This is a genomic window from Hydrogenovibrio crunogenus, assembly GCF_004786015.1.
GTDB classification, from domain to species: Bacteria; Pseudomonadota; Gammaproteobacteria; order Thiomicrospirales; family Thiomicrospiraceae; genus Hydrogenovibrio; species Hydrogenovibrio crunogenus.
The window spans coordinates 1,325,007-1,346,999 of sequence record NZ_CP032096.1; the positions used below are offsets into that span (position 1 = coordinate 1,325,007).

20 protein-coding genes are annotated in these 21,993 nt (G+C 41.7%); 10 read left to right on the forward strand and 10 right to left on the reverse strand.

The window, feature by feature from the left end:
* Positions 1 to 29 precede the first annotated feature (29 nt).
* The 7 genes from GHNINEIG_RS06315 (at position 30) to pyrF (ending at position 6,467) form a co-directional block, all read left to right on the forward strand.
* Entirely contained in the window at positions 30 to 890 is an 861-nt protein-coding gene (locus GHNINEIG_RS06315; protein ID WP_135795859.1) for a prephenate dehydrogenase, read from the forward strand.
* 42 nt (positions 891 to 932) lie between these two features.
* Entirely contained in the window at positions 933 to 2,270 is a 1,338-nt protein-coding gene (gene aroA / locus GHNINEIG_RS06320) for a 3-phosphoshikimate 1-carboxyvinyltransferase (RefSeq protein ID WP_135795860.1), read from the forward strand.
* A 10-nt stretch (positions 2,271 to 2,280) separates the two neighbouring features.
* Positions 2,281 to 2,946, forward strand: a complete 666-nt coding sequence (gene cmk / locus GHNINEIG_RS06325) for a (d)CMP kinase (RefSeq protein WP_135795861.1) — start codon at positions 2,281 to 2,283, stop codon at positions 2,944 to 2,946.
* A gap of 206 nt (positions 2,947 to 3,152) precedes the next feature.
* Positions 3,153 to 4,826, forward strand: coding sequence for a 30S ribosomal protein S1 (gene rpsA / locus GHNINEIG_RS06330; RefSeq protein WP_135795862.1), 1,674 nt, complete (start codon positions 3,153 to 3,155; stop codon positions 4,824 to 4,826).
* Between the two features lie 133 nt (positions 4,827 to 4,959).
* Entirely contained in the window at positions 4,960 to 5,265 is a 306-nt protein-coding gene (locus GHNINEIG_RS06335) for an integration host factor subunit beta (protein WP_048810657.1), read from the forward strand.
* 176 nt (positions 5,266 to 5,441) lie between these two features.
* Positions 5,442 to 5,672: a LapA family protein gene (locus GHNINEIG_RS06340; RefSeq protein ID WP_262982058.1), complete on the forward strand. Its 231-nt coding sequence runs from the start codon at positions 5,442 to 5,444 to the stop codon at positions 5,670 to 5,672.
* A 78-nt stretch (positions 5,673 to 5,750) separates the two neighbouring features.
* Complete coding sequence (gene pyrF / locus GHNINEIG_RS06345; protein ID WP_135795864.1) at positions 5,751 to 6,467, forward strand: orotidine-5'-phosphate decarboxylase; 717 nt, start codon at positions 5,751 to 5,753, stop codon at positions 6,465 to 6,467.
* Here pyrF and GHNINEIG_RS06350 read toward each other — a convergent pair.
* From GHNINEIG_RS06350 to GHNINEIG_RS06365, 4 genes are all read right to left on the reverse strand, one after another.
* Entirely contained in the window at positions 6,445 to 7,950 is a 1,506-nt protein-coding gene (locus GHNINEIG_RS06350; protein ID WP_223260848.1) for an ATP-binding protein, read from the reverse strand. The genes pyrF and GHNINEIG_RS06350 overlap by 23 nt on opposite strands.
* 99 nt (positions 7,951 to 8,049) lie before the next feature.
* The gene (locus GHNINEIG_RS06355) at positions 8,050 to 8,751 is read right to left on the reverse strand and encodes a response regulator transcription factor (protein ID WP_135795866.1); all 702 of its coding nucleotides are present in this window, start codon (positions 8,749 to 8,751) and stop codon (positions 8,050 to 8,052) included.
* A 46-nt stretch (positions 8,752 to 8,797) separates the two neighbouring features.
* Positions 8,798 to 9,730: a cupin domain-containing protein gene (locus tag GHNINEIG_RS06360; RefSeq protein WP_135795867.1), complete on the reverse strand. Its 933-nt coding sequence runs from the start codon at positions 9,728 to 9,730 to the stop codon at positions 8,798 to 8,800.
* A gap of 24 nt (positions 9,731 to 9,754) precedes the next feature.
* Positions 9,755 to 11,251 carry an RNA polymerase factor sigma-54 gene (locus tag GHNINEIG_RS06365; protein ID WP_135795868.1) on the reverse strand — a complete coding sequence of 499 codons (1,497 nt, stop codon included), beginning with the start codon at positions 11,249 to 11,251 and terminating at the stop codon, positions 9,755 to 9,757.
* 170 nt (positions 11,252 to 11,421) lie between these two features.
* Between GHNINEIG_RS06365 and GHNINEIG_RS06370 the strand changes: the two genes are divergently transcribed.
* Positions 11,422 to 11,874 carry a hypothetical protein gene (locus GHNINEIG_RS06370; RefSeq protein ID WP_135795869.1) on the forward strand — a complete coding sequence of 151 codons (453 nt, stop codon included), beginning with the start codon at positions 11,422 to 11,424 and terminating at the stop codon, positions 11,872 to 11,874.
* A 373-nt stretch (positions 11,875 to 12,247) separates the two neighbouring features.
* Here the strand turns inward: GHNINEIG_RS06370 and arsC are convergent, their stop codons facing one another.
* From arsC to dusA, 4 genes are read right to left on the reverse strand one after another with little or no spacing between them, the layout of a single operon-like run.
* A complete protein-coding gene (arsC, locus tag GHNINEIG_RS06375) occupies positions 12,248 to 12,601 on the reverse strand; it encodes an arsenate reductase (glutaredoxin) (RefSeq protein ID WP_135795870.1) in 354 nt (117 codons plus the stop codon).
* A gap of 18 nt (positions 12,602 to 12,619) precedes the next feature.
* The gene (gene xseB / locus GHNINEIG_RS06380) at positions 12,620 to 12,856 is read right to left on the reverse strand and encodes an exodeoxyribonuclease VII small subunit (RefSeq protein ID WP_135795871.1); all 237 of its coding nucleotides are present in this window, start codon (positions 12,854 to 12,856) and stop codon (positions 12,620 to 12,622) included.
* Between the two features lie 14 nt (positions 12,857 to 12,870).
* Positions 12,871 to 14,439: an exodeoxyribonuclease VII large subunit gene (gene xseA, locus GHNINEIG_RS06385; protein WP_135795872.1), complete on the reverse strand. Its 1,569-nt coding sequence runs from the start codon at positions 14,437 to 14,439 to the stop codon at positions 12,871 to 12,873.
* Positions 14,436 to 15,509 carry a tRNA dihydrouridine(20/20a) synthase DusA gene (dusA, locus tag GHNINEIG_RS06390; protein WP_135795873.1) on the reverse strand — a complete coding sequence of 358 codons (1,074 nt, stop codon included), beginning with the start codon at positions 15,507 to 15,509 and terminating at the stop codon, positions 14,436 to 14,438. The genes xseA and dusA overlap by 4 nt, the downstream gene beginning before the upstream one ends.
* Positions 15,510 to 15,672: 163 nt before the next feature.
* Between dusA and GHNINEIG_RS06395 the strand changes: the two genes are divergently transcribed.
* Complete coding sequence (locus GHNINEIG_RS06395) at positions 15,673 to 17,508, forward strand: cation:proton antiporter (protein WP_135795874.1); 1,836 nt, start codon at positions 15,673 to 15,675, stop codon at positions 17,506 to 17,508.
* Between the two features lie 92 nt (positions 17,509 to 17,600).
* Positions 17,601 to 19,751, forward strand: a complete 2,151-nt coding sequence (locus GHNINEIG_RS06400) for a RelA/SpoT family protein (RefSeq protein ID WP_135795875.1) — start codon at positions 17,601 to 17,603, stop codon at positions 19,749 to 19,751.
* Positions 19,752 to 19,801: 50 nt separating this feature from the next.
* Here GHNINEIG_RS06400 and pgl read toward each other — a convergent pair whose 3' ends face one another.
* Both pgl and zwf read right to left on the reverse strand, forming a co-directional pair.
* Positions 19,802 to 20,509 carry a 6-phosphogluconolactonase gene (gene pgl, locus GHNINEIG_RS06405; RefSeq protein WP_135795876.1) on the reverse strand — a complete coding sequence of 236 codons (708 nt, stop codon included), beginning with the start codon at positions 20,507 to 20,509 and terminating at the stop codon, positions 19,802 to 19,804.
* Positions 20,509 to 21,993: a glucose-6-phosphate dehydrogenase gene (zwf, locus tag GHNINEIG_RS06410; RefSeq protein WP_135795877.1), complete on the reverse strand. Its 1,485-nt coding sequence runs from the start codon at positions 21,991 to 21,993 to the stop codon at positions 20,509 to 20,511. Before zwf ends, pgl begins: the two co-directional genes overlap by 1 nt.

Sequence of the window (21,993 nt, forward strand, 5' to 3'; positions counted from 1 at the left end):
CTAGCGATACACATAAAAGAATATTAAGCATGCATTTAAAAAAAATGACAATCATTGGCGTCGGACTAATTGGCGGCTCTTTCGCAAAAGGCATCAAAAAAGCACAACTGTGTGACCAGATAACTGGATTTGGTCCGAATGAAAAAGAACTTCAGACAGCTGTTGAGCTTAACGTGATTGACAATTATTCTTTAGATTTGTCCACAGCAGTTAAAGGGGCCGATTTAATTTTATTATCTGTACCACTAGGAGCGATGCAAGCAGTTCTAGCTGATATCAAACCATTCATTACCGACAAAACGATTATTACCGATGTTGGTAGTGCTAAAGCCAGTGTATTAAATGCTGTCAAGAATGTCTTTGGTAAAATCCCATCTCATTTTGTTGCGGGACATCCAATTGCTGGAAAGGAAAAAAGTGGCGTGGAAGCGGCTTGCGATGCCTTATTTGATGCGCATAAAGTAATTCTAACGCCGTCACCCGAAACGGATAAACAAGCTTTAGAACAAGTGCAACATTTGTGGCAAGCGTTAGGTGCCGACGTATCGGAAATGACACCTGAGTTTCATGATGAAGTCTTTGCTGCTACCAGTCATTTACCGCACTTATTGGCCTTTGGCTTGGTCAATTTACTTAATGAACATGAAGAGCTTGGCAATGTATTTCAATATACGGCTGGTGGATTTAGAGATTTCACGCGCATTGCGTCAAGTGATGCCACAATGTGGCGAGACATTTCGATGAGCAATAGCCAAGCCATTGTAAAATGGCTTAAAAATTACCAGCAGGAGCTGGATTACTTGATTACATTGGTGGAAAAACAGGAATCCGATAAAATTTATGATTTTTTCATTCAAGCCAAAAAGGCGCGTGATACCCATATTCAATAAAGGGACACCCTTTAATAAAGAGTTAAAAGTTTAGGAAAGATTATGTCGAATAACATTCAATTCAAGGTTCAACCCGGCGGGACGATCAAAGGTCGGATTCGTGTTCCAGGTGATAAGTCGATTTCTCACCGAAGCATTATGCTGGGGTCTATTGCCGAAGGGATTACCCAGGTAACCGGCTTTTTAGAAGGCGACGATAGTTTAGCGACTTTGAAAGCCTTTCAAGCAATGGGCGTTGAAATAGAAGGGCCGAACCAAGGAAACGTTACCATTCATGGTGTGGGCTTAAAAGGTTTAAAGAAACCAGATCACCCATTGGACATGGGAAACTCAGGAACGGCAATGCGCCTAATGGCGGGTATTTTAGCGGGTCAGGATTTTGAGTGTGAATTGATTGGAGACGCTTCTTTATCAAAACGCCCAATGAAACGCGTGACAAGTCCTTTAGCTGACATGGGCGCTCGTATTGATACCGCAGAAGGCGGGAAACCCCCTTTAAAAATCCACCCAAGCTCAGACTTAAAAGGCATTGATTACACATTGCCGATGGCCAGTGCTCAAGTCAAATCCTGCGTTTTGCTTGCCGGACTCTACGCGGAAGGAAAAACAACCGTTATTGAACCTGCTCCTACACGAGATCATACAGAGAGGATGTTAAACGGCTTTGGATACACGGTACATTCCGAGAAACTAGACGACATGCAAACAAAAGTCATGTTAGAAGGAGGGGGTAAATTAACCGCCAAGAATATCGACGTGCCTTCTGATATCTCTTCCGCGGCATTTTTCATGGTGGCCGCTGCGGTTGCTGAAGAAGCTGACTTAGTGATTGAACATGTTGGCATCAACCCGACTCGCACGGGTGTGATTGATATCTTAAAATTGATGGGAGCAGACATCGCCCTTGAAAATGAAGCCACGGTAGGAGGAGAACCGGTAGCAGATGTCCGCATTAAATCTTCCAAGCTAAAAGGAATTGAAATTCCGGAAGCATTGGTTCCGTTAGCCATTGATGAATTCCCGGTGCTATTTGTTGCGGCCGCTTCGGCAGAAGGGCAAACGACCTTATCGGGTGCTGAGGAACTACGTGTTAAAGAGTGTGATCGAATTCAAGTCATGGCAGATGCTTTAGTCGCTGTTGGTATTGATGCACAACCAACGGAAGATGGCATGATCATCAATGGTGGCATACAGAGTCCCCAATCGTCTGAAATTCAAAGCCATCACGACCACCGTATATCGATGGCAATGACCGTAGCTGGATTGAATGCCGCTTCAGAAATCACGATCGATGATTGCGCTAACGTCAGAACGTCTTTCCCAACCTTTATTGAACTAGCGAATACGGTTGGCTTAAACGTCTCTGCCGTCGAAGTATAAAAGGATTTTTATGACAAACTCAGTTGTGACTATTGATGGCCCAAGCGGGGTTGGGAAAGGAACACTTGCACAATTTTTATGCTGCAAAACCGGATTTCATTTATTGGACAGTGGTGCGATTTATCGAAGTTTAGCTTATGGTGCCCTTGAAGAGGGCATTGCCTTTGATAATTTGCCAGGCCTGGTTGATTTAGCTGAAAATCTTCCCGTTAAATTTATTGAAAACAGCATTCTTTACCGTGAAAAAGATATCACCTCTAAAGTACGCACTGAAGAAGTGGCTGCAGTAGCTTCTAAAGTTGCCGCTATTCCGGAAGTCAGAGCCGCATTGCTAAAGCGTCAAAAGGACTTTGCACAACCACCAGGGCTTATCGCTGATGGACGAGATATGGGTACTGTTGTTTTTCCACATGCACCCGTTAAATTATTTTTAACAGCCTCCGCAGAAGAAAGAGCAAAAAGACGTGTTAAACAGTTGAAAAATCAAGGAGTTGATGTTAATATTCGCCAAATAACTCAAGACATTATGGAAAGAGACGAACGAGATCGAACTCGTAAAAGCTCTCCATTAGTGCCGGCAGAAGATGCTTTAGAGATTGATACAACTGATTTATCGATTGAAGATGTCTGCCAAATGGCATTGAACAAACTCTATGACGCTGGGTTAATGAAGTAGGTTTTATATAATTTATATTTATAACCTGTTGAATTAAAAAGATTTAATAAAATCCCTGTTCGAATTCCGAATGGGGATTTTGTTTTTTATAAAAATGTATTTTGTTGGCTTGTTGGGATGCCGACGATTAAGAACTGACCCGACTATTATTCTAGATACCCCAATACGATAGAAATAGCCGGTTTGAAAATTTTGGTAAATTATCCATGAGTGAATTATCTTTCGCTGAATTATTTGAGCAGTCTTTACAAGAAGACAAATTCAAAACAGGTTCTTTGATTATCGGAACCGTTGTCGGTATCGACAAAGAAACTGTCCTAGTTGACGCAGGTATGAAATCTGAGTCTGCTATTCCTAAGTCACAATTTGAAGATGCTAACGGAGAACTTGAAGTTGCCGTTGGTGATGAAGTTGAAGTTTATCTAGAAACCCTAGAAGATGGTTTCGGTGAAACTCGTTTATCACGTGAAAAAGCAAAACGTGCTAAGACTTGGGATCGTTTGGAAACTGCTCTAGAAGATGGCGAAACTGTAACTGGTCTAGTGACTGGTAAAGTTAAAGGCGGCTTAACAGTTGATGTTGAAGGCGTTCGTGGTTTCCTTCCTGGTTCACTTGTGGATGTACGTCCTATCCGTGACTTCGGTTTCCTAGAAGGTAAAGAAGTAGAGCTTAAGCTGGTTAAACTGGATCGTAAGCGTAACAACGTTGTTGTTTCTCGTCGCGCAGTCATCGAAGCTGAAAACTCTGTTGAGCGTGAAGCACTTCTTGCTAACATGGAAGAAGGATCAGTTCTACAAGGTATCGTTAAGAACCTAACAGACTACGGTGCATTTATTGATTTAGGTGGTATCGATGGTCTATTGCACATTACTGATATGGCATGGCGTCGTGTAAACCATCCTTCAGAAGTTATCCAAGTTGGTGATGAGATCGAAGTTAAGGTATTGAAGTTCGACAGAGAGAAAAACCGTGTTTCTCTAGGCATGAAACAACTTCAAGAAGATCCATGGTCAGATATGGTTGCACGTTACCCAATTGGTTCAGAAATCATGGGGAAAGTTGCGAACATCACAGACTACGGTGCTTTCATTGAAATCGAAGATGGTATTGAAGGGCTTGTTCACACGTCTGAGCTGGATTGGACTAACCGTAACATTCACCCATCTAAAGTGGTTCACCTCGGTCAAGAAGTTAAAGTTAAAATCTTGGATGTTGACCAAGAGCGTCGTCGTATTTCATTGTCTATCAAGCAATGTACAGTCAACCCTTGGGAAGCTTTCTCAGCTACGCATTCTAAAGGTGACAAAATCTCTGGTAGCATCAAGTCTATCACTGATTTCGGTATCTTTATTGGCCTAGATGGTAACATTGATGGTCTTGTCCACTTGACAGACATTTCTTGGTCACAATCTGGTGAAGAAGCAGTTCGTGAATTCAAGAAAGGCGATGAGCTAGAAACAGTGATTCTATCAATCGATCCTGAGCGTGAGCGTATTTCTCTAGGTCTTAAGCAACTTGAGCAAGATCCTTTCGGTGAGTTTGTTGCTGAAAATGGTAAAAACAGCATCGTAACTGGTACAGTTAAATCTGTTGATGAAAAAGGTGCAGTGATTGACCTAGCAGAAGAAGTTGAAGGTTATCTTCGCGCTTCTGAGTTGGATGAAGATACGCGTGATGCGAGCTCAGTATTGAAAGTCGGTGATTCTGTCGAAGCTAAGATTGTCAATGTTGATCGTAAAAACCGTAATGTTTCGCTATCAATCAAAGCAAAAGCAATGCAAGATGAAGCGAATGCAGTTAAAGACTATTCAGCAAAACAACCTCAAGCACAAAACACTTTAGGGGACTTGTTAAAAGGTCAGCTTTCTTCTGAAGATTAATTGTAATTCAACACCTGTTCACGCTGCTGTGAATGGGTCAGTAAATACATTAAAACTCTAGTCTGCTTATGCTAACGCAACAGCAGGCTAGAACACGATTCATTTTTAATGAATGAAGAAAGAGACAATAATAATGACTAAGTCAGAATTAATTGAATTGATTGCAAGAAAACAAACTCAATTTAGTCAAAAAGATGTTGAGTTAGCAATCAACCAAATCTTAGACTCGATGATAGACACTTTATCAGAAGGCGACAGAATTGAAATTCGTGGCTTTGGTAGTTTTAGTCTTCATCATAGAAAAGCACGTTTAGGGCGTAATCCCAAAACAGGCGAAAAGGTTGAATTAAGTGAAAAACGCGTCCCTCATTTCAAACCAGGAAAATCCCTGCGCGATAGGGTAGACGCTTCCAAAGATTTCACGGATATTATTGGCTAATATCGTTCAACTATTCTTTGAAAAGGGTTACAATGTTTTTAAAACATTGTGGCCCTTTTTTTATGACTAAATTTTTTTCATTTACCCTCACAATCCTTTTTCTATTAATCGGTTTAACATTGGGAATCCTTAACCCCAATCTTGTCCCGTTCGATCTTTTCTGGACACAAATCGAAATGCCATTATCACTTTTACTTGCAATTGCACTCGTCATCGGGATGCTCCTTGCCAGTCTCTATTTTTTTTCACAAACGTTGAAATTAAAATGGCAACTCAAACGACATGAAAAAGCGAATAAAAAACAATTGGATGAAATCATTCAACTCAAAAAACAAATGCTCGAGCTACAAACACAAAAAAATGACAGTGATAAAAAGTTATTAAGCCTTGAAACGACTGAGCAATAAAGCTCACGTGTCATTACCAAACATTCAAATTTGTAAATCCCAAAAATAATATAGACTGCTTTATTTAAGAGACTAACCATGAACCAATCCGTCCAACCTGATCCAAAAGTTGTTGTTGCCCTTGATTTCCCTAAAACCGAATTGGCTGAGGACTTTGCTCGCCAACTTGATCCTCGACTATGCCGTTTAAAAGTCGGTAAAGAATTGTTCGCACTTGGCGGTCCGCAACTCGTTGAAAAGCTCATTGCACAAGGCTTTGATGTTTTTTTGGACTTAAAATATCACGACATTCCTAACACCGTCGCCATGGCCTGTCGCGCGGCTGCAGAAATGGGTGTTTGGATGGTAAACGTTCACAGCCTAGGCGGCCGGAAAATGATGGAAGCCGCTAAAGAAGCAATTTTATCGGCCTCACACTCACACCAACCTCTTTTAATTGGCGTGACCATTCTTACCAGCATGGAGACCGAAGATTTGGCAGAAGTTGGTTTAACAGGAACCCCAAAAGAAAATGTATTACGTTTGGCTAAGCTGGCGCACTCTTCTGGGCTAGACGGCGTAGTGAGCTCGGCGCAAGAAGCATCAGAGTTAAGAAAAGAGATTGGACAAGATTTTTGCCTGGTCACTCCAGGCATCCGCCCAGCAAATGCTGACATAAATGATCAAAAAAGAATCATGACGCCTGCAGATGCCATATCAGCCGGGTCAAGCTATCTGGTAGTGGGGCGCCCAATAACCCAGGCAAAAGATCCTATTGCCGTATTAAACCAGATTAATGCGTCAATCGATATATAGGTAATTCCAGTTTAAACTCAACACCATAAGGTTCATTGTCTTGAACATTAATCAAGTTATGAGCCTCAACATTTCCGTGATGGAAATCTGCTATCAACTTCACAATAAACAAGCCCAATCCTAAGTGCGTTTGATCATCTGCATTCACTTCACGAATGGACATCATACCGTCAAAAATCTGCTTTTCATAACCAGAGGGAAGCCGTGGGCCGCTGTTTTGAACTCGAATAATGATCATTTTATCCACCTGATTCGCTAAAACCTTAATGGGCATTTGATGGTCATTAAAGTCCTTGGCATTACTGATAAGTTTATCCATGAGCTGTTCTAGCATAAAACCATCACCTAGAATATAGGTCTCCGGCTTCAACTGATAGTCCACCAAAATTTCTTTTTTATCATTGGTTTCCTGAATACTTTCTAGATAGTGCTTTAGCATTTCACCAATATCGAAAGGTTCTGGACTTTGCGAATGTAAACTGTCTTCAATACTAGAGGCCTCTGACAAAGAAGCAATAATTTGCTTTAACTGTTCTAAAGCATGTTTTGAATAACGTACTTGCTTATGTTCAACATCTTTCTCCAGCAATGACAAAGACATCGATAGACGGTTTAAAGGATTGTGAATTTCATGCCTTAATGTTCTTGGTAATTGTTTTAAGTATCGCTCGTAAGAGGAAAGCTGGGTCAGCATTTCGTAAATATGATGCCTTAGGTCAGATAGTTCATCGTGATAGCCCCGAATTCGAGTGTCAGGAAAAGACAACTGGTTTACTTTGCCATAATTATCAAAGGTATTACGAACATCTTTATCTAATCGGACGATGCGGTTCGAAAGCGATGCCGTATAAAAAATGGCACCCAAAATCACCATTAAGAAAACAAGTCCGCCAATCCCAATCAAACGATAGAAGTAATTTAATGACTCAGAGAGCAAGCTGTCCATCGTTTGTTCTAAAACCGCAGCACCAATAATTTGGTTTTTTACTCTTAAAGGGGTGGCCGACATTAAGGATACTGGCTGGTTGTTACGATCCATACGATACTGCTGAAAGGTTCGTCCATTAATCGCTTGTCGTATTAAAGCAATTTCTGGTGTTTTACTCTGGGGATAAGGGTAGGGCAAGGTATAAGGAATGATTGCTGAAAACGTTTTAATTAAATAATGCCCTAACAAACTAAAAGGGTCATTATTTTTTTCTAACGAATTATAGTTCGGCAAATGACCGACCACATAAGTGGCTTGCCCATATTCATTCACAATCCACAGAACGGATTTTTCTAGATTCAGATGGGACAATTGACTGGTGGGGTTACCAGCCTGAATTTGTAACGCCCATAAATCGGTTCTATTTTCCAGAATATAGGATAAATTAATCACCGTCTGCTGTTGAATGATTGCTTGATTCTTCAAAAGCAATCGGTGCAAATCCACAGCAAACTTATAGGCCAAAAAGGGTAAAACAGTTAATAATAACAACAAGATAAAGAATCTTGTTCGAATAGATAATCGAAGACGAAAGGCCGGTTTTTGCATAATCTTTTTTAAACAATCCTATTAGTCAAAACTGGCCAGGCCTGGTTATTTTTTGTGCCAGCTGTACCCTCGTCCATATTCATTGTGAATTAAGTTGAATTCAGGATCGATTTTCTTAAAAGCCGACCGGATTCGACAAATATGTGTGTTAATGGTATTTCGCTCAACCACTCCTTGAGTAGACTCCTGCAAGGTATCATACGTCACAACGCCTCGCTCGCCGGTTAAGGCGAACTGTTTCAGCATCTCAAACTCAGTGGCTGTGAGATCCAATGGCTTTTCTTGCCAATACGCTTTGAACTCTTCATTTGCTAAATCCAACCCTTTTATCAATGATTGCTCATTTTTATCGATGGCAGGGCTAGAACCCGTGATACGAAGCAAGTTTTTAACCTTTGCGGTTAACACGCTCAAGCTAATTGGCTTGGGTAAATAATCAATCGCACCTAATGCATGCCCGGTATAAATATCAAACTCAGATTGTCTTTCCGACAGAAATATCACCGGTATCGCGCGTTCATAAGACAACAGGTGCTTCGCAAGCTCAAAACCACCGTCAATTTCATTACCCAAAATAATATCGGAAATGACTAAATCCGGCAGACTCACATCAAAGCTTTTTTCAGCCGATTTTCGATCCGAAAAGGCTTTCACTTGAAACCCTTGTTCTATTAAAGCTGTTTCAAGGTTTTCCAGTTGCAATGGATCATCTTCAATAATACTGATGGTGTAATCAGTGTTTAACATAGTTTGCTACTCCAAAGAGGTCGATTGTTCCACTTATTTAAGCAATTTATTTGATATATTGAAAGTCCAATACTTGCATATTCATAATGATTCCAGCATCTTGAATCGGCAGCACAATCGCATCCTGATCTGAATGATTATGATGAGAATGCCACCAACCTGGTGGAGTGACAAAAACAGAACCGGGTGTCCACATCGCTTTAATCGGATCAATCAGATTCCCATCTTCATCAATCTCTTTAGCAATCATGGTATAAGTATCGGGTCCGGCAGACACGCAATAATCCAGCGCAACCGAATTATGTCGATGCGGTTTTTGCACAACCCCTGCCGGCAAAGCATTATAAAGTGACCACAAAGTGTGCGTCAGCGTTAACGTGTGCGGAAAATTAGGGTTTGAAAGTAATATTCCTGTGCGATTTCGTCCTGCCGCTTCTTCTCGAATTTTATCCAACTCATTATCCAAACGCTCTTTGGTGTAAAGAACCGGTGCAAAACGTTTTGTTTTAGGCACAACCCCCAAATACTCCAACAAAGGCGCATCATGTACCCAGTAAATCGCTGTGTCTTCAGTTGCCGTATGCAAAGCATCCGTGACGGCAGGCAAAGTAAACAAATCTCCCGCTTTCCACTCAATGGTTCCTTCAGACATTTGCGTTCGCCCTGAACCACGAATCACAAAAAACATCTGAGAAGTCGCCTCAACTTGCGTTTTCAAGGTGTCATTCGGGTTAATTTTCAAGAAATTGGCCATTAAATTAGGCGTGGTCGCAGGGTAGGCAACATCCAAGCTTTTAGAAAGATCAAAAGGAATCACTCGAGTATCGCCAGACTGATGCAAACTGGACGGATAATCGACCACATCAATCTTTGGCATCGGCGGATTCACCGCAGACATGTATTCATTAAAATCAGCTTGCGCTTCCCACTGTTGCTGTGCTACTTCTTGTCTGTGCTCAACGGCTTGCTTTGGAATCATAATTACTTAAAACCTATTACCTAACTATTTAAATTTATTCAATTTTTTACGTTCACTGGAAGAGGGGATATGCAGTGCTTCACGATATTTTGCAATCGTTCGGCGTGCCACATTGATGTCTTTTTCTTCCAGCAAAGCCATTAATTTATTATCGCTTAATGGCTTATTAGGATCTTCCCCTTCAATTAGCTGTTTAATATGCGACTTAATCGCGATGGCGGATTGATCATCACTGCCATACTGAGAGACCCCGGTTGAAAAGAAATACTTCAACTCAAACGTACCTCTTGGGGTTTGCATATATTTTTGATTAGTCGCACGAGAGATGGTTGACTCATGCAATTCTAAAGATTCAGCAACATCACGCAACACCATTGGCTGCATTGCTTGTTCACCTTCTTCAAAAAAGCGAGCTTGCTTTTCAATAATATACTTACCAACTCTCAGCAAAGTTTCGCCGCGACTTTGAATGCTTTTGATCAATCCTTTCGCTTCAATCAGTTGTTCTTTTATCTGTTTGGTATCTGAATTGTCTGCGCCCAAACTGCCGGCCATATCGATGTAAGCAGAATTAATAGTCAAACGCGGGAAGGCATCTTGATTCAATTCCACAATAAATCCATCTTTAGAACGATACAGTTTCAGATCAGGAATAACAATTTCACCCTGTGTGGAAGAATACTCTCTCCCCGGACGCGGACTGAGCGCCTGAATGACATGAATGACTTCCATCAATTCCTCATCATTCAATAGGTAGATTTTTTTAATCCGCTTGTAATCGCGCACACTGAGTAGATCAAAATTCTCTTCAATGATTTTAATGGCGGTCACAACATAAGGATTTTGAGGAAGCGCCTTAAGCTGAAGAATCAAACACTCCGATAAATTTCTAGCACCTACACCCGTCGGCTCAAATTGTTGAATAACAAAAAGCACTTGTTCAATATCGGCTATGCTAATGATTAAGTCCGGTTCATTTTTTTGAATCGACGCCATAATGTCTTCCAAAGGCGTTTTCAAATAACCTTCATCGTCAATGTCATCAATAATATAAGAGGCTATAACTTCTTGAGAATCTGACCAGGAATAAATATCAGATTGCCAGTAAAGCTTTTCACTGAGTGTCACTTCAGCCGACGTATAATTCTCAGGAGCCGTATAGTCATCATTATTACTGGACTTAATAGAGTTCGAGATAGGGGAGTCTATATAAACCTCCTCCCATTCATAATCCGCCTGCAAATCATCCGAAAGGGTATCGGAAGATTCGATATCCAATTCCGTCTCACTCGCTTCATTTATTGGCTCTTCTTCATATTCAGAATCGGCCGCATCAAACTCTTCAGCTTCATCTGGACCATCCTCATCAAGTTCTAACATGAAATTTGTTTCAAGCGTCGTCGAAATGGTTTGCTGAACCTCGAGTGCAGAGTATTGCAAAATTTTGATAGATTGTTGCAGTTGGGGAGTCAGTTTGAGCTGTTGACCTATATTAATCTGTAAACCTGGCATTAAAGCCATAGATAGAATCTCCTTGCCCTGAAATGATTTATCGGTTGAGTATCTTAATAATGGTTATATAATAATCTAAAATGACTTAAAACGGTATGATCCTTGGCATAAGTTTAAAAAAACATGCCAAAATTTTGATTTTAAGTAAATAATACAAAAATAATGAGAGGAGTGACAAGGTGTCAATCAAGCAACAAGCGCATGAAATCGTTGATCAATTACCAGATGATGCAAACTGGAATGACTTAATTAAGAGTCTATATCGTAATCAAAAAATTACGTTAGGGATGACGGATCTAGAATTAACACAAAATCAACTATCTGAAGCCGAGATTTCGACGATTATGGCACGAATAGAGTCATCCAGCACCATGCCTGATGATATGCGTGATACTAAGTCCTACAACCCAGGAAACGAGGCAACACTAGGGATGGTTGCAGGGATTATCGCAATCTTTTTCGCTTTTGTATTTCCACCAATTACTTGGATTGCCGCACCGATAGCCGTCATTGCCGGTGCAATGGGTGTTAAACACCATCAGCCTAAAGCTTGGGTACCGATTTTAATGGCTATCGTTTCAATGGCACCAATCATGATAATGCTAAGCGAACACATGGATTACTTTAAATAAAAAGTATCAGTCAATATAACTCATTCACACAACAAGGTCTGGATATTCAAAGAGTGATGTCCAGACTCAACCAACCAATACCCATCAAATAAATACCCATAAACTTTTCCATACGTAAATCTCATTCGTAAAGATACTCCGCGTTATTTTTAATAATTTAAGTCTTATTCATCCCCTTTATTAATATATTCGCATAATGTATATTATGTTAAATTCAATATTTGATAAAGAAATTGATACACAGACACTCTTCTTCTGCTTCAAAATCAACAATTAAGCAATAACGTAATTCATTAGAATAATGACCAGGCCTGGTCATTATTTATGTTAAAAAAGAAATTATGGATGAGTATGTAATTGGAGATTCATTACATTACAGGATGGTTAATACATTTTCTGGTGGTCTTCCTATTACCACTTGATGACCCACCTTAACAATCGGTCTTTCAATTAGCTTAGGATTTTCGACCAAAATTTCGAGCCATTCATTTCTCGATCTGTCATCGTTTAAAGAAAGCTTGAGCTCTTTAAACAAATTTTCACCGGTTCGAATTATTTCCTGTGGTGTAATGTTCATTGCATGGCATAAAGCATCTAGCTCTTCAATACTGGGTGGCATGTCTAAATAACGCACTTCATTAACGCTGACGCCATTGTCTTGCAAGATTTGCAGCGTTTGACGACTCTTGGAACAACGAGGATTATGGTAGATTGTAGCTTGCTTCATAAAAACGTCTCAACGGTGTTATTCAATACTTTCAGTCGCATTTTCATCATCAGATTCTTGATCCAAACGCTTATTCAAAGCCGCTTCAACCGCTTCAATTCGGGACTGACATACCTGGTAAGCTCTCGTGGCTTCATCCACCATCGGAACCAGTTCATCAATATCAATTTCTTCTGAATGAGACAGTTTTTGAGCAATTTCCTGTAATTTTGCATAATTCTGCTGATAACTTTCTGCATTATTTACTTTTGCCATACGAATATCCTATATTACGTTTCGTCAATGGGAATGGCCTGAACGATGCCATCACTAAAGGTTATATCAATCTGAGATTGCTGGCGCGCTTTTTGAGCTGTTTTAATCGGTGTGCCCTGCTTGTCTTTGATAATCGCAAAGCCACGATTAAGCTGTGTTTTAGGACCGGAGCTTAAAATAAAGCCAATCCACTGTTTATTTTTACTCTTAGCCTGCTCCAAACACATAAAGGGCTCCGTTTTTATCGTTTGATTTATTTGATTAAGCTGTTGTTTTTGCAAACTTAAGGCACCATTTACCTGATAATGAACTTCTTGATTTAACTGAGACAGCTGGTGTTTTTTATTTTGCAGCAAACTAACGCTCTGGCGCTGTATTTGATAATTCAAGGGTGCCAAAGTACGCTTCAGCTTGTCGGTAATCGCTAAACTCTGACGTTGTACGGTCTTTTCCAAATCGGCAAGACTCTGCTTTTGTTTTTGCACATACAGCTGACTGGCTCGCTCAATCAACAGCCAATGTTGCTGCGCTTTTTGTGCACGATTGAAAATGGCGTGCCGAATTCCGGCAATCACCTTACTCGGGGTATCAAACCGGGTCGAAGCCACTTCATCTAATAACGTATTATCCCGTTCATGACCAATACCGGTCAGCACTGGAATCGTGGTTTGGGCAATTTGTTTTGCCAAGCTGTAAACATTCAACGGATTTAAATCCAGCTTTGCCCCACCACCTCGAATAATGATGAGCGCATCAAATGGATTGGCGGCATGCAGCCCATTAAACGCTTCAAATGCCGCCAGCATTTCTGCTTCAACGCGCTCCCCTTGAAAAGCGGTATAAAAATATTTAAATTCACATAAATTCGAGGCCTGCAGCAAATCGGCATCCGCTCTAAAATCGCCCAGGCCTGCTGCGTTAGGTGGCGCAATCACTGCCACTCTAAAAAAATCTTCTGGGAACGGAAACGCTTTATTTAGATCATATAACTTCTCTGCAATCAGTTGCTGGCGAATCTTATTGAGATTAGCCTCCAATTCTCCAAGCGTGAAGCTCGGATCAATGTCCTGAACAACCAAAGAAAAGCCAAATTTTTCATGGAAGTTAACTTCCGCCAACAATAAGATTTTTTGACCCGGCTTCAGCTCAGATCCCGTTTCTAGCGCAAATCGCTCCAATAAGCGTTTAACATTACTCTGCCAGATCATGGCTCGGCAAGTGGCAATGGGCTGACCGGATTCGGCGGTTTCGGAAAGTTCAAGATACACATGGCCACGACGTTCATTAAGGTTTGCCACTTCGGCTTTAACCCAGACGGCTCCTGGAAAAGACTGGCGTAAAGCCACTTGAACCTGAGTCATCAGTTGTGACAAGGTAACGCCTTTTTCTTTTTCATTAGCCGGCACTGCCCCAGGCGATAATGTCGTTTGTGTCACTTGCTCTAGAGGTAGCCATTTCTGAAAAGCGCTTAAATCGTTTTCTAGCTCATCAGGGATATACCACTTTTTTTCCTGTGGGTTCCAACGCGCTCCTAACGATTTAGCCGCTTCTTTTTCCGAAAAAGGCACCTCTAATAAAATCATCTATTCTGTTCTTCCATTCGTTGAATTTCATTCGCCACACGCTGATAAGCTTCTTGCAACACGTCAATTCCTGCGCCCGTTTTAAAAGCATTTTCTGAAATGTATCGACGCCACATTCGCCCACCAGGTAGGCCAGCAAACAGCCCTAACATATGGCGACTTACTTGATTTAACTTCCCACCCTGAGTTAAATGAGTTTCAATATAGGGATACATCGACTCCAATATCGCTTCTCGACTTTTTACAGGCGAAGCATCATCATAATAAAGCGCATCCACTTCCGTCAATAAATAAGGCTTTTCGTACACCGCCCGCCCAAGCATAACACCGTCGACAGCGGGCAACGATTGCGCATCGTCCTTTAAAATTTCTAAAAAATTCAGCCCGGCTTCCGGGGTTTGAATGCCTCCATTAACGGCAATCTCCAATTCGGGAAACAAGGCTTTGATTCGGCGCACCCAGTCGTATTTCAAGGGCGGCACATCTCGGTTTTCTTTCGGGGACAGCCCTTGTAACCAAGCTTTACGCGCGTGAATAATTACACCATCCACTCTGGCTGCCTGAATGGCCGAAACAAATTCGACCAAAGCGTCAAAGTCTTCCTGCTCATCAATCCCGATACGGCTTTTAACGGTCACAGGAATCTCTTTAACAGCAGCTTTCATAGCACTGACCGCATCCGCAACAATGTTTGGATGCGCCATCAAACATGCGCCAATCATATTATTTTGAACACGATCGGAAGGACACCCTACATTTAGATTAATTTCGGAATAACCCCACTCTTCACCAAGTCTGGCACAATGAGCCAACTCTTCTGGATTCGAACCGCCAAGTTGCAAAACCACAGGACTGTCCATCTCCGAATGTCCAAGAAAACGTTCTAAATTATTGCCGTAAATAATAGCGCCCGTCGTGACCATTTCACTGTATAACCAGGCATGCTTTGTGAGTTGACGATGGAAGACTCGGCAGTGCCGATCGGTCCAATCGAGCATCGGCGCGACACTGAATTGAGAAGCACTGGAACGTAATGAATTTGGGGTTAATAAAGAATTTTTGAGCGACATTAATCTACTTTTTATATATTACAGACCTTAAATAGGCCTCAATTTATTGCTGGCATGGCTCTATTAAGCCGTTAAACTAAGCAAATTATAACGTGAACTGTCCCTAGTAAGGTGTTTTATTAAAAGGTATTATATCTTTTCAGTAACTGAACAAGGGCTGCCTGTGTTTGAATATCTTTCCATCCCCTTACAACTAAGTCTATTAGTTCTTTTCGGCATGCTTTCGCAATGGTTTGGCTGGAAGCTTCGCTTGCCCGCCATCATCTTTTTACTGCTAACAGGTATTATTTTAGGGCCTGTTTTAGAGTGGTTGAATCCAGATATATTGCTGGGAGATCTACTGTTTCCTTTTGTCTCACTCGGGGTGGCCATTATTTTATTTGAAGGCAGCCTGACACTGCGGTTTTCTGAAATAAAAGGGGTTAAGTATTACATTCGAAACTTAACCACCATTGGCGTTTTGATTACTTGGATAGTCATGGCGGTCGGGGCACATTACTTAGCTTCTCTTGACTGGCCAATTGCCTTCTTATTTGGAGCCATTGTCACTGTAACAGGCCCGACCGTCATTATGCCGATGTTGAGGTCAATGAAAATCACCGAGCGGGTTGGTAGTGTATTACGATGGGAAGGCATCATCATCGACCCCATTGGGGCAATGCTCGCGATTCTGGTTTATGTCTTTATCGTATCTTCCGCCAATCATACCGATGTACTGCTAACATTTTTGGAACTGATTGCCATCGGGACCACTTTAGGGCTTCTAGGAGGCTGGTTTATTGCAAAATGTTTAAAAAACCATTGGATACCAAACTACCTCACGAATTTTTTCAGTTTAACCGTCGTGCTATTGATGTTTACAGTTTCGAATCAGATTTCACATGAATCTGGCCTGGTCGCCGTTACGGTCATGGGGGTTTATCTCGCGAATCAAAAAGATATCAGCATGCATTCCATTTTGGACTTCAAAGAGCATTTAACCGTTTTACTCATTTCATTGCTGTTCATCGTGCTCGCTGCGCGGATGGATTTTGACCTGTTATTTTCATTAAGCTGGTCAGCCCTTTTACTGTTGGTCATCGCTCAGTTTGTAGCCCGCCCTCTCTCGGTTTTTATTTCCACCATTGGAGGTAAAGAGCTAAAATTTAATGAATTGATTTTACTGTCATGGATTTCTCCTCGAGGTATTGTAGCCGCCGCCATTTCGGCTTTATTCGCGATTCGGCTGGAAGAAAACGGCATCTCTGGAGCGGAAACAATTTTACCGTTAGTCTTTATCATGATAATGGGCACGGTATTGTTTCAATCATTAACCGCCGGTTTTCTTGCTCGAAAACTCAAACTTTCCCATATTGACACACAGGGCGCACTGATCGTAGGAGCCAATAAAGTCTCCATTGCCATCGCACAAGCACTAAAAGACCAAGGGCTTGAAGTCATGATTGCCACTCAAAGCCGAGCAGCTGATAAAGAAGCCAAAATGCATGGCATCAAAACTTATTATGGAGATCTTCTCAGTAAAAAAGCCGAGTTATATCTCGACATCAACCCTTATAAAGTCATGCTTTTAATGGATTTTAAGTCTGAGTTACATCCTTTGTATTACACGCATTTCAGAGCGGATTTTGGCCCCGAAAACATTTATGCACTCAGCACCGTACCCTCTTCAGAAATATCAGAAGAAAAAAGTTTAAGTACCAATCTCAATCCTCGAGTACTCTTTGGAGATGAAGTGACCTGGCCAATGCTATCTAACCTCATCAACCAAGGAGCGGAAGTAAGAGTGACGAATATTACTGAAAACTTTTCTTTTAAAGACTACCAAGAGTATTGGCAAGATAAAGCCACTCCTCTTTTTGCAATATCTCCCAAAGAAGAGTTTTATATTTTCGCTGAAGATTCAAATATTAAGGTAGAAGCCGGTTGGAAAGTTGGAAGCCTAGTATTAGATGCAAAGAAAGACACTTCAAAAACCATGTTATCTGAAAAGAAAAAATAACCCTCTAGTTTTTACGTATTCATTCGGCATTTAGTGCCACTGAAGAACGATTTTGGCTTAAAATCCCCTGTAGAAGAAAATAAGGTTTTAAGATGGATTCCGTTCAAACACTATATCAAACAATTTTCAAAACCGATGAATCAGACCCCCTTGCGCTACAAGCTTGTAAAATGGCGCTTGAAGCCGAGAAAGAAGAACATAAAGGCCTGGTTAGAAGCATCGACGCCGCAACTATCCTTTCTGACCTAAAACTTGATCGCGATACTCTTATTGCAACATTAATCAGTGATATGGGGTTAGAACAACGTTATCCCATCGAAAAAATTTCTGACGAATTTGGCGATCATATTGCTCAAATGGTAACGGGGGTTCGGCGCCTGAACCACTTCAAAGAATTCCACCCGGCAACCACTTCCAATGAAGTGCAAACAGAGCGTCTGCGACAAATGCTGCTCGCAATGACATCGGATATTCGTATCATGATTGTCAAGCTTGCTTTCCGAGTGGCGCGTTTACGAACATTAAAAAACGAACCAGAAGCCATTCGCCAACAAATTGCTTCCGAGACACAATTTATCTTCGCGCCTTTGGCCAACAGGCTGGGGATTGCACAATTAAAATGGGAGCTGGAAGACCTGTCTTTCCGTTTTTTACAACCCGATACTTACAAAGAAGTCGCCCGACAACTCGATGCCAAACGTTTGGGTCGAGAAGCCTATATCCAAGGCATTATTGATTCTTTAGAAGAGATGCTTAAAGACAGTGGTATTGAGCACCACATTTCGGGCCGGCCAAAACACATATACAGCATCTGGAAAAAGATGTCCCGCAAAAACGTGCCGATTGATGAACTCTTTGATCTACGAGCCGTGCGGATTTATGTCGATACAGTGCAGCAATGCTATGAAGTATTAGGCATGATTCACAGCCGCTGGCCTTATATCAAAGAAGAATTTGATGACTATATCGCCAATCCAAAAGAAAACGGATACCAATCTATTCATACCGTCATTATCGGCTCAGAAAATAAAACCGTCGAAATTCAAATTCGAACATATGAAATGCATCGGCATGCAGAATTTGGTGTGGCAGCTCACTGGCGTTACAAAGAAGGTGGCAAGAGCATTGACCCGGCACTTGAACAGAGTATTAACTTAGTTCGGCAAATGCTTGAATATAATGACAATCCTGATCTTTTAAATGAAATCAGTACTGAACTTCTGACTGAACATATTTATGTCATGACGCCTAAAAATGAAATCATTACTATGAGCAAAGGTTCCACACCTTTGGACTTTGCGTATCAAATTCATTCTGAATTAGGACATCGTTGTCGTGGCGCCAAAATCAATGGCAAAATCATGCCACTTACCTACCAGCTGAATACCGGCGATACAGTCGAAATTTTATCGGTCAAAGGCGGCACGCCGAACCGAAACTGGCTAAACCCTAATCTGCATTATTTAGGTAGCAGTCGATCACGCGCCAAAGTTCGACACTGGTTCAACCAGCAGAATAAAGAAGCCAACACCGAGTCGGGAGAAACCCTTTTCAATAAAGAAGCCCGTCGCTTGCATGCTGAGCACATTTCAGCAGAAGAAGTGGCTGAGCGCTTTAAGTATGAACAGTTAGATGAATTTTACGAAGCGCTTGGAAAAGGACAAATCAACGAACGTCAGTTGACAAATGCCATTCAAAAACTGATTAAGCCTGAAGAAGACAAACCACAAGCACGTCCACCCTCTTTCCCTCCAGAAGAATCAGCGGAACCGGGCAAGGCTTTTGTTATTGGTGCGCCACGGCTTAAAACCACCATCGCGCCTTGCTGCGAACCGACAGAAAACGATCAGATTGTCGGTTATGTGACACGTGGCCGCGGGGTCACGATTCATAAAAAGGAATGCCCCAATATCCTCAATCTAACGTTTGAGGAACAAAAACGTTTAATCGAGGTGGCTTGGTACAATGCTGAGCCGCAAGAGACAACGTATGAAGCTACATTGCAAATTCTTGCTTTCGACCGAAAAGGGTTATTAAGAGACATCATGATGGAATTAACGCAATGGGATATTAACGTTAACAATTCAGACACGCGCACGGACAAATCTGATGGCAGTGTTTCCATGACCTTAGAGATTGATGTCGAACCGCATACCAACATGGGGGAGTTGCTTGATCAACTCGAACAGATTCAAAACGTTGTCTCAACATCCGTTAACTTAAATAAACAACAAGCCTCTTAGTCAAAAAGTTAATTGGGTTAGAAAATGGGACTCTTTTAATTCCAACTAGACTACCTTTGTACCTTGCTTTCAGAGCTTAACTGTAAAGCCGATTCATCCAGCCAAACCATAGTCTGTTCCCCTGTTACCTTTTGAATCGGTAAAGGTTCTCCAGACAGCCATTGGTGCACGGCATTACGCTTATTTTTTCCAGTTATCAACTTAAAAACATAACGGCTTTTACTCAAGGCCTGAAAAGACAAACTCACTCTTTCCGATGGCGGTTTGGGAGAATCATGCTCAATCACCACCGCCTTCCCGCCGGGATATGCGTGACCCGGAAATAAGCTCGCGGTATGACCATCTTCCCCCATCCCCAATAACACGACGTCAAAACGAGTAACATCGGTCAGAAGTTTTTGATACGATTCAGCAGCTAATTCAGAGCCTAATTCGGTTGGAATAAAATGAATATGATCGGATGGAATTTTGCCAAAAAATAGCCAGGCCTGCTTTAAATTAACACTATTACGATCTTTATCTTCCGCTGGTAAACAGCGTTCATCGCCCATGTAGATATGCCAGTTTTGCCAATCTGCTTCCCTGGTCGATAAAATTTCATAACAACGTTGAGGCGTTGTTCCTCCTGCCGTTACTAACAAAAACTCTCCACGCACGGCAATCGCTTTTTCTGCCAACTCCAACAAAGTTTCTGCTAAAGCTTGCGCCACAAGTTCGGCTGACTCAAATACAGTCCAATTTTCCGGTAAATTTTGCATTAATCCACCTCAGGATGTACATGATAGCGCCAGCCCTGTTCTTCTGGGTGGTCAAACAGCTTGTTGGCACCTTCCGGCCCCCAAGTTCCAGAACGATAGGTATCGATATACGCCGTTTCCATCCCCCAGGTTTCGATGACTGGATCCACAACTTTCCAAGCGGCTTTAACTTCATCATAACGAAGAAACAAAGAACGGTCGCCTTTAATCACATCCAGTAGCAGCTCTTCATAAGCATCATTCGAATCGATTCCGGCAGGTCGCATTGCAGCATCCAGACTGATTTGTTGAGTGTTCATTTCCAGGCCAGGTTGTTTTGCCATCATTTCAACCTTGATGGACTCATCCGGTTGTATGCCGAAAATAATCCAGTTTGGGTGCATTTTCTTCACTTGTGACTCTCTAAAAAACTGCTTAGGAGAATGCTTAAAACAAATTGAAACCATTGTTTTATTTTTGGGCATATTCTTACCCGTTTGGATATAGAAAGGTACGCCAGCCCAGCGCCAATTATCAACATATAACTTCAAGGCCGCATAAGTTTCTGTCACACTGTCCGGCGCCATGCCCGGCTCATCTAAATAAGCGGGGACCGCCTGACCATTTATTTCCCCCGCGGTGTATTGCGCGCGATAAGACTGTGCTTTGACATTCTTTTTGGCGATTGGACGAATCGATTTCAATAATTTTACTTTCTCATCACGTAGGTCTTCTGCATCCATTGAAGCCGGTGGTTCCATTGCCACCAGCGCCATCAATTGTAATAAATGACTTTGAATCATATCGCGCATGGCGCCACTGGAATCGTAATAGCCGGCACGCGTTCCTATTGGTTTATCTTCCGCATGTGTAATCTGAATGTGATCTATGAAGTTACGATTCCATAAAGGTTCCATCAACAGGTTTGCAAAACGGAACACCATGATGTTTTGCACCATTCCTTTACCCAGATAATGGTCGATACGATAAGTTTGTTCTTCTTTAAGATATTTATTCAATTGTGCTTGCAGTTGTTTGGCACTGTCAGAATCAAACCCGAAGGGTTTTTCCAACACCACGCGTTTCCAACCATCCCTTTCTTGCAACATGCCCGCCTCGCCTAAATACCGAACCACGCTGGCAAAGCTTCCTGGGCCGAGTGATAAATAATACGCAATATTATTGGACCAGCCTGAAGAAAGAATTTTGTCGTACATGGCGGGATAAGCCTCGCCATTTTCAATATCCATCACGCAATAATCCAAGCGCTCGCAAAAACGCTGAAATATTTCCGGATCTAACCCTCCTCGTGCTTTCGGCCCAATCGCTTCTTTCACGACCTCTATCCACTTGTCTTTATCCCACTGACGGCGTCCAATCGCTAAAATTTTAACCCCTTCGGCAAGACGACCAATTTGTTCAAGATGATAGAAACTCGGCATCAATTTAGTCAGAGACAGATTCCCTGTTGCGCCAAAAACCACATATGTACACGCTTCAGACAT

Bases quoted from the DNA above. Each gene is read 5' to 3' on its own strand.
- GHNINEIG_RS06315 (WP_135795859.1), top strand. From the start codon at position 30: ATGCATTTAAAAAAAATGACAATCATTGGCGTCGGACTAATTGGCGGC.
- aroA (WP_135795860.1), top strand. From the start codon at position 933: ATGTCGAATAACATTCAATTCAAGGTTCAACCCGGCGGGACGATCAAA.
- cmk (WP_135795861.1), top strand. From the start codon at position 2,281: ATGACAAACTCAGTTGTGACTATTGATGGCCCAAGCGGGGTTGGGAAA.
- rpsA (WP_135795862.1), top strand. From the start codon at position 3,153: ATGAGTGAATTATCTTTCGCTGAATTATTTGAGCAGTCTTTACAAGAA.
- GHNINEIG_RS06335 (WP_048810657.1), top strand. From the start codon at position 4,960: ATGACTAAGTCAGAATTAATTGAATTGATTGCAAGAAAACAAACTCAA.
- GHNINEIG_RS06340 (WP_262982058.1), top strand. From the start codon at position 5,442: ATGCCATTATCACTTTTACTTGCAATTGCACTCGTCATCGGGATGCTC.
- pyrF (WP_135795864.1), top strand. From the start codon at position 5,751: ATGAACCAATCCGTCCAACCTGATCCAAAAGTTGTTGTTGCCCTTGAT.
- GHNINEIG_RS06355 (WP_135795866.1), bottom strand. From the start codon at position 8,751: ATGTTAAACACTGATTACACCATCAGTATTATTGAAGATGATCCATTG.
- GHNINEIG_RS06360 (WP_135795867.1), bottom strand. From the start codon at position 9,730: ATGATTCCAAAGCAAGCCGTTGAGCACAGACAAGAAGTAGCACAGCAA.
- GHNINEIG_RS06365 (WP_135795868.1), bottom strand. From the start codon at position 11,251: ATGGCTTTAATGCCAGGTTTACAGATTAATATAGGTCAACAGCTCAAA.
- arsC (WP_135795870.1), bottom strand. From the start codon at position 12,601: ATGAAGCAAGCTACAATCTACCATAATCCTCGTTGTTCCAAGAGTCGT.
- xseB (WP_135795871.1), bottom strand. From the start codon at position 12,856: ATGGCAAAAGTAAATAATGCAGAAAGTTATCAGCAGAATTATGCAAAA.
- xseA (WP_135795872.1), bottom strand. From the start codon at position 14,439: ATGATTTTATTAGAGGTGCCTTTTTCGGAAAAAGAAGCGGCTAAATCG.
- dusA (WP_135795873.1), bottom strand. From the start codon at position 15,509: ATGTCGCTCAAAAATTCTTTATTAACCCCAAATTCATTACGTTCCAGT.
- GHNINEIG_RS06400 (WP_135795875.1), top strand. From the start codon at position 17,601: ATGGATTCCGTTCAAACACTATATCAAACAATTTTCAAAACCGATGAA.
- pgl (WP_135795876.1), bottom strand. From the start codon at position 20,509: ATGCAAAATTTACCGGAAAATTGGACTGTATTTGAGTCAGCCGAACTT.
- zwf (WP_135795877.1), bottom strand. From the start codon at position 21,993: ATGTCTGAAGCGTGTACATATGTGGTTTTTGGCGCAACAGGGAATCTG.